Source organism: Streptomyces sp. NRRL WC-3618, from assembly GCF_001280005.1.
Classification (GTDB): Bacteria; Actinomycetota; Actinomycetes; order Streptomycetales; family Streptomycetaceae; genus Streptomyces.
The window spans coordinates 1-8,040 of record NZ_LGDW01000122.1; the positions used below are offsets into that span (position 1 = coordinate 1).

7 protein-coding genes and 1 pseudogene are annotated in these 8,040 nt (G+C 73.2%); 1 reads left to right on the top strand and 7 read right to left on the bottom strand.

The features are described from left to right. The 5 genes from cobC to cobM form a co-directional block, all read right to left on the bottom strand. On the bottom strand, positions 1–921 hold a 921-nt coding region (cobC, locus tag ADL01_RS15090), incomplete at its 3' end, for an Rv2231c family pyridoxal phosphate-dependent protein CobC (protein ID WP_199834830.1). After that, the gene (locus ADL01_RS15095; protein WP_053742505.1) at positions 911–1,849 is read right to left on the bottom strand and encodes a sirohydrochlorin chelatase; all 939 of its coding nucleotides are present in this window, start codon (positions 1,847–1,849) and stop codon (positions 911–913) included. The genes cobC and ADL01_RS15095, both read right to left, overlap by 11 nt. Before the next feature lie 76 nt (positions 1,850–1,925). Then, entirely contained in the window at positions 1,926–3,641 is a 1,716-nt protein-coding gene (gene cobJ / locus ADL01_RS15100) for a precorrin-3B C(17)-methyltransferase (RefSeq protein WP_053742506.1), read from the bottom strand. Continuing rightward, the gene (cbiE, locus tag ADL01_RS15105; protein ID WP_234354637.1) at positions 3,638–4,954 is read right to left on the bottom strand and encodes a precorrin-6y C5,15-methyltransferase (decarboxylating) subunit CbiE; all 1,317 of its coding nucleotides are present in this window, start codon (positions 4,952–4,954) and stop codon (positions 3,638–3,640) included. The genes cobJ and cbiE overlap by 4 nt, the downstream gene beginning before the upstream one ends. Further along, positions 4,951–5,790: a precorrin-4 C(11)-methyltransferase gene (cobM, locus tag ADL01_RS15110; protein ID WP_053742507.1), complete on the bottom strand. Its 840-nt coding sequence runs from the start codon at positions 5,788–5,790 to the stop codon at positions 4,951–4,953. Before cobM ends, cbiE begins: the two co-directional genes overlap by 4 nt. Positions 5,791–5,888: 98 nt before the next feature. Between cobM and ADL01_RS15115 the strand changes: the two genes are divergently transcribed. Further along, a complete protein-coding gene (locus tag ADL01_RS15115) occupies positions 5,889–6,638 on the top strand; it encodes a ZIP family metal transporter (RefSeq protein WP_053742508.1) in 750 nt (249 codons plus the stop codon). 29 nt (positions 6,639–6,667) lie between these two features. Here ADL01_RS15115 and cobI read toward each other — a convergent pair whose 3' ends face one another. After that, a complete protein-coding gene (gene cobI / locus ADL01_RS15120; protein ID WP_053742509.1) occupies positions 6,668–7,426 on the bottom strand; it encodes a precorrin-2 C(20)-methyltransferase in 759 nt (252 codons plus the stop codon). Next, positions 7,411–8,040, bottom strand: a pseudogene (locus ADL01_RS15125) (cobyrinic acid a,c-diamide synthase); the annotation flags it as partial. The gene cobI and the pseudogene ADL01_RS15125, both read right to left, overlap by 16 nt.

Genomic DNA, 8,040 nt, shown 5'->3' on the forward strand with positions numbered 1-8,040 from the left:
CCGCAGATGCGCCCGCACCACCCCGGCCCGCTCCACCCGCACCAGCACGAACGGCCCCTCCGCCGGCCCCACCACCCGCACCCCGTCCGACCCGAACTCGGCGAGCCCGGCAACGAGATGAGCCCGGTCCGCGGCGATACGACGCGCCGTCTCCGCCGCCTCCGCGAGCGCCCGCCCCGAAACACAGGCCTCGGCCGCGGCCAGCGCCGGCGTGGACACCGGCCACAACGGCTGCGCCCGCTCCAACTCCCCGATGGTCTCCGGCGACGCCAGCACGTACCCGATACGCAGCCCCGCCAGCCCCCACGTCTTCGTCAGGCTCCGCAGCACCACCAGGCCGGGCACATCGCTGCGCCCGGCCAGCGCCTCCCGCTCCCCGGGCACCGAGTCCATGAACGCCTCGTCGACCACCAACGTCCGCCAGGGACGGGCCAGTCGGGACACCAGCGCCGCCGGATGCAGGATCGACGTCGGGTTCGTCGGATTGCCGATCACGACCAGGTCGGCGTCCTCGGGCACCAGCGCCGGGTCCAGCCGGAACCCGTCCCGCGCCCGCAGCAGCACCCGGTCCACACTGTGCCCGGCATCCCGCAGGGCGGCCTCCGGCTCGGTGAACTGGGGATGCACGACCACCGGCCGCCGCACCTTCAGGGCCCGCGCCAGCAGCACGAAGGCCTCCGCGGCCCCGGCGGTGAGCAGCACCCGCTCCACGGGCACCCCGTGCCGGGCCGCCACCGCCGCCCGGGCGGCCCGCCCGTCGGGATACGCGGCGAGCCCGTCGAGTGACCCGGCGATGTGCTCACGGAGCCAGGCCGGCGGAGTGCCGGCCCGGACGTTCACCGCGAGGTCGACCAACTTGGCGCCGTCGTCGCGTACTTCGGCGTCCCCGTGGTGCCGCAGGTCGTGCCCGTCAGTGTGCATGGGAGTGCGAGTGCCCCTGGGAGTGATGTCCATGATGGTGACCATCGTGGTCCCCGTCGTCGTCCGGATGGAAGTGCGGCTGCTGAGGCATCCCGACCTTGTCCTCGAATCCGGGCAGCGCGATCCGGTACACGCACGAGTCGCAGTTCATCCGCAGGTCCCCCTGCACCGCCTCGCGGTACCGCTCCATCACCAGATCGAGCAACTCCGGCTCCGGACCGATGACTTCGCCCGACCGCACCTCGACCTCCGGATGCGCGGCGGCCCAGCCCTGCGTCTGGTGCCGTACCCGGTCCGGCAGGATCCCGGTGAACAGGAAGTAGGGCAGGACGACGATCCGCCGAGCACCCAGCTTCACACACCGGTCGAGCCCCGACGGCACGTCCGGCGCCGCCAGCGACACGAACGCCGTCTCCACACCGGCGTATCCGCGCCCCTCCCACAGCAGCCGCGCCGCCTTGAGCACCTCGGCGTTGGCGTCCGGATCGGTGGAACCGCGCCCGACGAGCAGCACGGTCACGTCGGCCCGGTCGGCGGGCGTACGCCCGCCCCCGCCCAGCGCCTCCTCCAGCCGCCGCTCCAGCACCGCCAGCAGCGCCGGGTGCGGGCCCAGCGGACGTCCGTACGTGTAGGTGATCCCCGGGTGCCGTTCCTTCTCGCGGGCCAGCGCCGCCGGGATGTCCCCCTTGGCGTGCCCGGCGGACACCAGCATCAGCGGAACGGCGGCGAACCGCCGTACCCCCCGCTCCACCAGCTCGGCCACGGCGTCGCCCAGCGGCGGCGGCGACAGCTCGATGAAGCCGCCCGCGACGGGCAGTTCGGGGTGACGGCGCCCCAACTCCCGTACGAAGTCACGGAACGCCTCGGCCCCGGCCTCGTCCCGGGTGCCGTGGCCGGCGATGAGCAGGGCGGGCGGCGGGGTGGTCACGATGTCTCCTCGGACGGTGAAGTAATGCACAACGTATGGGTGTTGAGAAGGCAGCCGGGAAGTACCGGACGAACGTTCATCGGGCCTCTTCCTGCCAGCGGTATCCGCGAGGCGTGACCATCCGGCCCGCGATGTTCCGCGTGGCGGTGTTGCCGACGGTCACGACCGTCATCATGTCGACCGTCGCCGGGTCGAGACCGGCCAGCGTCGTGACACGGCTGGACTCGTCGGGCCGCGACGCGTTACGTACGACACCCACGGGCGTCGACGGCTCGCGGTGCGCGCCGAGGACGGCAAGAGCCTTGGGCAGTTGCCAGTCACGGCCCCGGCTGCGCGGGTTGTAGAACGTCACGACGATGTCCGCCTCGGCCGCGGCCAGCACCCGCCGTTCGATGACATGCCAGGGAGTGTGCAGGTCGGAGAGGCTGATGGAGACATGGTCGTGGCCGAGCGGGGCGCCGAGAATCGCGCCGGCGGCGAGGGCGGCCGTGACGCCCGGCACCCCGACCACGTCGATGTCGTCGGACGCCTCGGCGAGCGCGGGCGACGCCATCGCGTACACCCCCGCGTCCCCGCTGCCGATCAGCGCGACCGCGTGCCCCTTCCGGGCCTCGGCCACCGCCGTCCGCGCCCGCTCCTCCTCGGCGCCGAGCCCCGACTCCAGGATCCGGGTACCGGGCCGCAGCAGATCACGGATCTGGTCGACGTACTGATCGAGCCCCACGAGCACGGACGCCCGCCGCAACTCCGCCTCCGCGCGCGGCGTCAGCAGATCCCGCGCCCCGGGCCCGAGCCCCACGACCGCGAGCCGCCCCCGCCCGGTCCGCCGTACGACAGCGCAGGTCGCCATGGCCGGCGCCCCGTCCGCACGCTCCGACTTCCGCTTGGGTACGAGGAGTTCGCCCCCGCCGAGCAGCGCGGCGGCCTCCGCCACGGACGGCGTACCGACGGCTGCGAGCGGCGCGTCGGAGGGATTCGGCACCTCGACCCCGGCCAACTCGTCGGCGGAGTACGTCACCACAGGCACCCCGAGCCGCTCGGCGGCCCCGACGATCCCGGGTTCGTCCGCCTTCGCGTCGACGGTGGCCAGCGCGGCCACGGAGGCCACCGAGAGCCCCGCGTCCGCCAACGCCCCCCGCACCAGGGCGAGTACCTCGTCGACCGGAGCCCCCTTGGAGGCGCCCACACCGACGACGAGCGACGGCGGCCGCAGGACGACCTCGCCCGCACCGGCGTCGCCACCGTCGAGCAGCCGGTCGGTCACCCGGATCGTCGGCCCGGCGCCCGGTACCCCGGCGCCGACATTGGCGGGCAGCGCGGGCAGCGGCCAGGCCGACTCCAGCTCCAGTGCGACGGGTTCGCCGTCGAGCAGCGCCCGCGAGACCCCCGCGACGTCCCCCTCCACGGGCATCCCGAGCGTGTCGAGGCCCGGCACCCCCACGGCGTCCGTCGCGGTGGTCACCACCGGCTCCGCGCCCAGCAACCGCCCGACCGCACGGGCGAGTTCATTGGCGCCGCCGCCATGCCCGCCGACCAGCGACACGGCGAACCGCCCGCCCTCGTCGACGCACACCACACCGGGATCGGACGCCTTGTCGGACAGCAGCGGCGCGACCAGTCGGACGACAGCCCCCGTGGCCAGGAAGCACACGAGCTGCGTGCACTCGCCGAACGCGCGCCGGACGGCGTCGGCGACCGGCCCCTCGTACACACGCGTACGGTCGGGCCAGGCGGCGGCAAGCCGATCACGCGCCGCCGCGCCCGCCGCCGTCGCGGAAATCAGGCCGATCACAGAGCATCTCCTTCATCACCGGTACGTCTGTCTGTATGCGCCGCCGGGCGCGTGCCCCACAGCAGGAAAACGGGGTTGGTCGCCGCGAGCCGGGTCACCTCACCCGGCAGCGGTGCGAGCCGGGACGACTGCAACAGGACACCGTCGCAGTCGAGTCCGGCGCCGATGAGCGCCGCCCGCACGGCCGGTACCCGGTCGAGGGCGGCCAGCGCGACCACCACCGTCCGCCGGGCCCGCCGCGCACACGCGGTGACGATCGCCGGCAGTTCATGCCCGCCCCCACCGATGAACACGGCGTCGGGCTCGTCGAGTTCACCGGAGGACGCGGGCAGGTCGTCCGGCGCGCTCCCCTCCACCACGCGCACGTCCACACCGTGCGCGGCGGCGTTCGCCCGCACCCGCTCCGCCCCGTCCGGTGTCTTCTCGACGGCGACGACGGCGGCCCCGAGCCGCGCGCACTCCACGGCCACGGAACCGGAACCGGCACCGATGTCCCAGACCAAATCACCGAGCCGCGGCCCGAGCCGGGACAGCGCCAGGGCCCGTACCTCGAACTTGGTGATCATCGAGTCGCGATGGGCGAACTCCCGCTCGTCCAGGGCCCATCGGGCGGGCCCGGCGAACTCCCCGGCGACCGTGACCGGGCCCGGCGCGAGGGTCCGCGCCTCGTCCAGACAGAGCACCACACTGACCGCGTCCCCCCAGTCCCGCGCCGCCGCCTCGGCGGGAGTGACCCGCTCGACGCGTTCGAGGACCGGATCGCCCAACGCCGAGGCGACCACCAGAACCCGCGCCCCGGGACCATCGCCCGGCCCGCCGGCCAGCGCCGCGCCCAGCTCGGCGGGCCCCGCGCCCGGTCCGGTCAGCACCGCCACCTTGGGCCGCGCCCGGCACACGTTCACCGCCGTACGCGGCGCCCGCCCGTGTGCGCTGACGATCACCGCGTCGTCCCAGGTCAGCCCCAGCCGGGCGAACGCGGCCGCGACGGAGGACACTCCCGGCCGGACATCGAGCCGCCCGGCCCCGAACCGCTCCGACAGCGCCCGCACGATCCCGAAGAACCCGGGATCACCGGAGGCGAGCACGACAACGGGCCGCTCCTTGCCGACGTACTCCTCGATGGTGTCGAGCGCCGGAGCCAGCGCCCCGAGGACAACCCGCTCGGCGTCCTTCGGCACCGTCGCCGACACCGCGGCCAGATGCCGCCGGCCGCCCACGACCAGCGCGGCCCCGGCGACGGCGGCGGTGGCGTCCGGCGGAAGGGGCGCCCCCGTCCCCGTACCGATGACCCCTGTACCGATGACGGTGATCACGTACTCGCCCCTCGCTCGCGCAGCGCCCGGCGGGCCTCCGGGTCGGCCTTGCGGAAGCCGTGGAAGTGGCCGGGGTGGTAGAGGTGCGAACGGGTGCCGCTGGCGTCGAGGGCCGGGCCGACCAGGAACAAGGTGTGCTTCCACAGCTTGTGCTCCTTGACCGTCTCCTCCAGCGTCTCGATCGTGCACCGCACGACCAGTTCCTCGGGCCAGGTCGCCTGATAGGCGATGACGACCGGGGTTGTGGCCGGATAGCCGCCCTCCAGCAGCTCCCGTACGAGCTGCCCACTGCGGGCGGCGGACAGGAAGATCGCCATGGTCGTCCCGTGCCGGGCGAACTCCCGTACCTCCTCGCCCGGCGGCATCGGCGTCTTGCCGCCGCCCAGCCGGGTGAGGATCACGGACTGCGCGATCTCGGGGATGGTCAGCTCCCGCTGGGCGAGGGCGGCGACCGCGGAGAAGGAGGAGACACCGGGCACGATCTCGGTCTCGATCCCGATCGCGGCACACCGGTCGACCTGCTCCTGGGTGCCGCCCCAGAGCGCGGGATCGCCGGAGTGGATACGGGCCACGCGCAGGTCCTCGCGCGCGGCACGCTCGTACACGGCGATGACGTCCTCGAGCGACATCGTCGCCGAGTCGAGGATCTCCGCACCCTCACGCGCATGGTCGAGGACCGCCTCCTGTACGAGGCTGGCCGCCCAGATCACGATGTCCGCCTCGGCGATGGCGCGGGCCGCGCGGAACGTCAGCAGATCGGCGGCGCCGGGGCCGGCACCGACGAACGTCACCTTGCCGGTGGGAGCGCCAGTCGAAACGTCGGCCGTGGGAGCCATGGGGCGAGATCCTCTCGTACGGAATGTCGTGAACGTCAGTGAGTATGCGGATGGGTGTGGAGGTGCGCGAAGGCGGGTCGATCGGATAGCAAGAGCACATGGCGGTCTTCGTCGCGCTCGGCGCGTTCCTGATGACGCTGGCCGGCGGCTGGACGGCACTGCGTGTGACCGACCGCCGCCATCTCGTCCTGGGCCTGGCCGGCGGCCTGATGCTGGGCGTGGTCGGCCTCGACCTGCTGCCGGAGGCGCTGCACGCGGCGGGCGAGGACATGTTCGGCGTACCGGCGGCGCTGCTGCTGTTCGTCGCCGGGTTTCTGCTGGCCCATCTGGTGGAACGTCTGCTCGCGGTACGGCAGGCCGCGCACGGCGCCGCCACGGGCACCGGTGAGCACGGGCCGAACGGCGGCCGGGCCCCCCAGGTGGGCCTGACGGCAGCCGCCGCCATGGTCGGCCACAGTGCGATGGACGGCGTGGCGATCGGCGCCGCCTTCCAGGTGGACGGCGGCATGGGCCTCGCCGTCGCGCTCGCAGTGATCGCCCACGACTTCGCCGACGGCTTCAACACGTACACGATCACGAGCCTGTACGGAAACGCCCGCCGCAAGGCCGTGGCCATGCTGTTCGCCGACGCGGCGGCACCGGTCGTGGGCGCGGCCTCGACCCTCTTCTTCACCATCCCCGAAGAGGCACTCGGCGGCTATCTCGGCCTCTTCGGCGGCGTACTGCTCTACCTCGCCGCCGCCGAGATCCTCCCCGAGGCCCACCACGAACACCCCGCCCACTCGACGGTGCTGTGCACGATCGCGGGCGTGGCGTTCATCTGGCTGGTGGTCGGCCTGTCGGGCTGAGCCCGAGCGTGCGCCGTCGAGGCGGTGGCTCACAACTTGCCGCCCCGCCCGCCGTCGCGCGGCGCCGGCGCGATGAGCGTGGACAGATAGGGGAGCGGCTCACCGTCGAGGTCGGCGGCGGGCCGGATGGACTCCTCGGCCAGCCCCAGAGCCGACCCCCACACGGCATCGCCGATCCGCCCGCTCTCCCGCAACGCCTCGGCGACCTCCTGGGCCTGCCGCCCGAACTTGTATGCGACGACCGTGCCCGGCCCCTTGAGCGCCTCCTTGAGCACGGCGGCCCCCGCCGTCACCGGCACGAGCGTCAACGGCTCGGTCCCCTCGGTCAGTACGGCCCCCGACCGCGCCGCCAGATCCTGCATCGCGGTGATACCCGGCACCGTCTCGACGACGACCGACGGCACCAGCTCCCCGATCGTGTGGGCGAGATACGTGAACGTCGAGTACACGTTGGGATCACCAATGGTCGCGAACGCGACGACGGAATGCGTGGCGAGCAACTCGGCGACCCGGGCCCCGGCGGCATCCCAGGCGGCCTCGCGCCGGCCACGGTCGGACCGCTCGTTCAGCGCGAAGACGACCCGGACGATCTTCTCGGCGCCCGCATAGTGCAGCACCGTGGCCTCGGCACGCCCCTGCTCCAGGGTGTCCATCACGGGTACGACGACGACATCGGCGTCGCGCAACGCGTTGACGCCCTTGACGGTCACCAGCTCGGGATCACCGGGCCCGACCCCCACACCGACAAGCCTGCTGACGCTGCTCCTGCTGCTCATGACGTCCGGCACCTCTCCACGAACCGACGGGCGACACCGGGCGCCGACGCCCAGTGCGTGTGCAGATAACTCGCGTGCACACCACGCTGTACAAACCCCTCGACCCGGCGCTCCGCACCCCGCACACCCCAGGCGGGAGCGGCCCCCGCCCCGGGCTCGACGACGGTCCGATGAAACTCGTGCCCCCGCATCCGGGTACCGGCCGCCGCGAGTGAACTGTCACTCACGGCCACGGCATCCCGATAGCCGAGGGTCAGCCGATCCGTCATCCGGGCGGTGGCATCGAGCACCCCGCACATGGGCAGCCCGTCCAACTCCCGGCACAGATACAGCAACCCGGCACACTCGGCGGCCACGGGCGCCCCGCTCTCGGCGAGGGCGGCAACAGCCTTGCGCAGCGGCTCATTGCCGGACAACTCGGCACAGAACACCTCGGGAAACCCACCCCCGATGACCAACCCCCGTGTCCCGTCCGGCAACCGCTCATCCCGAAGCGGATCAAACACAACAACCTCGGCCCCGGCGGCCCGCAACAACTCCACATGCTCGGCATAGGAAAAGGTGAAGGCGGCGCCACCGGCAAGAGCAACGGTGACAGTCCCCAGCCTGTCTGGGGTTCCCCCGTC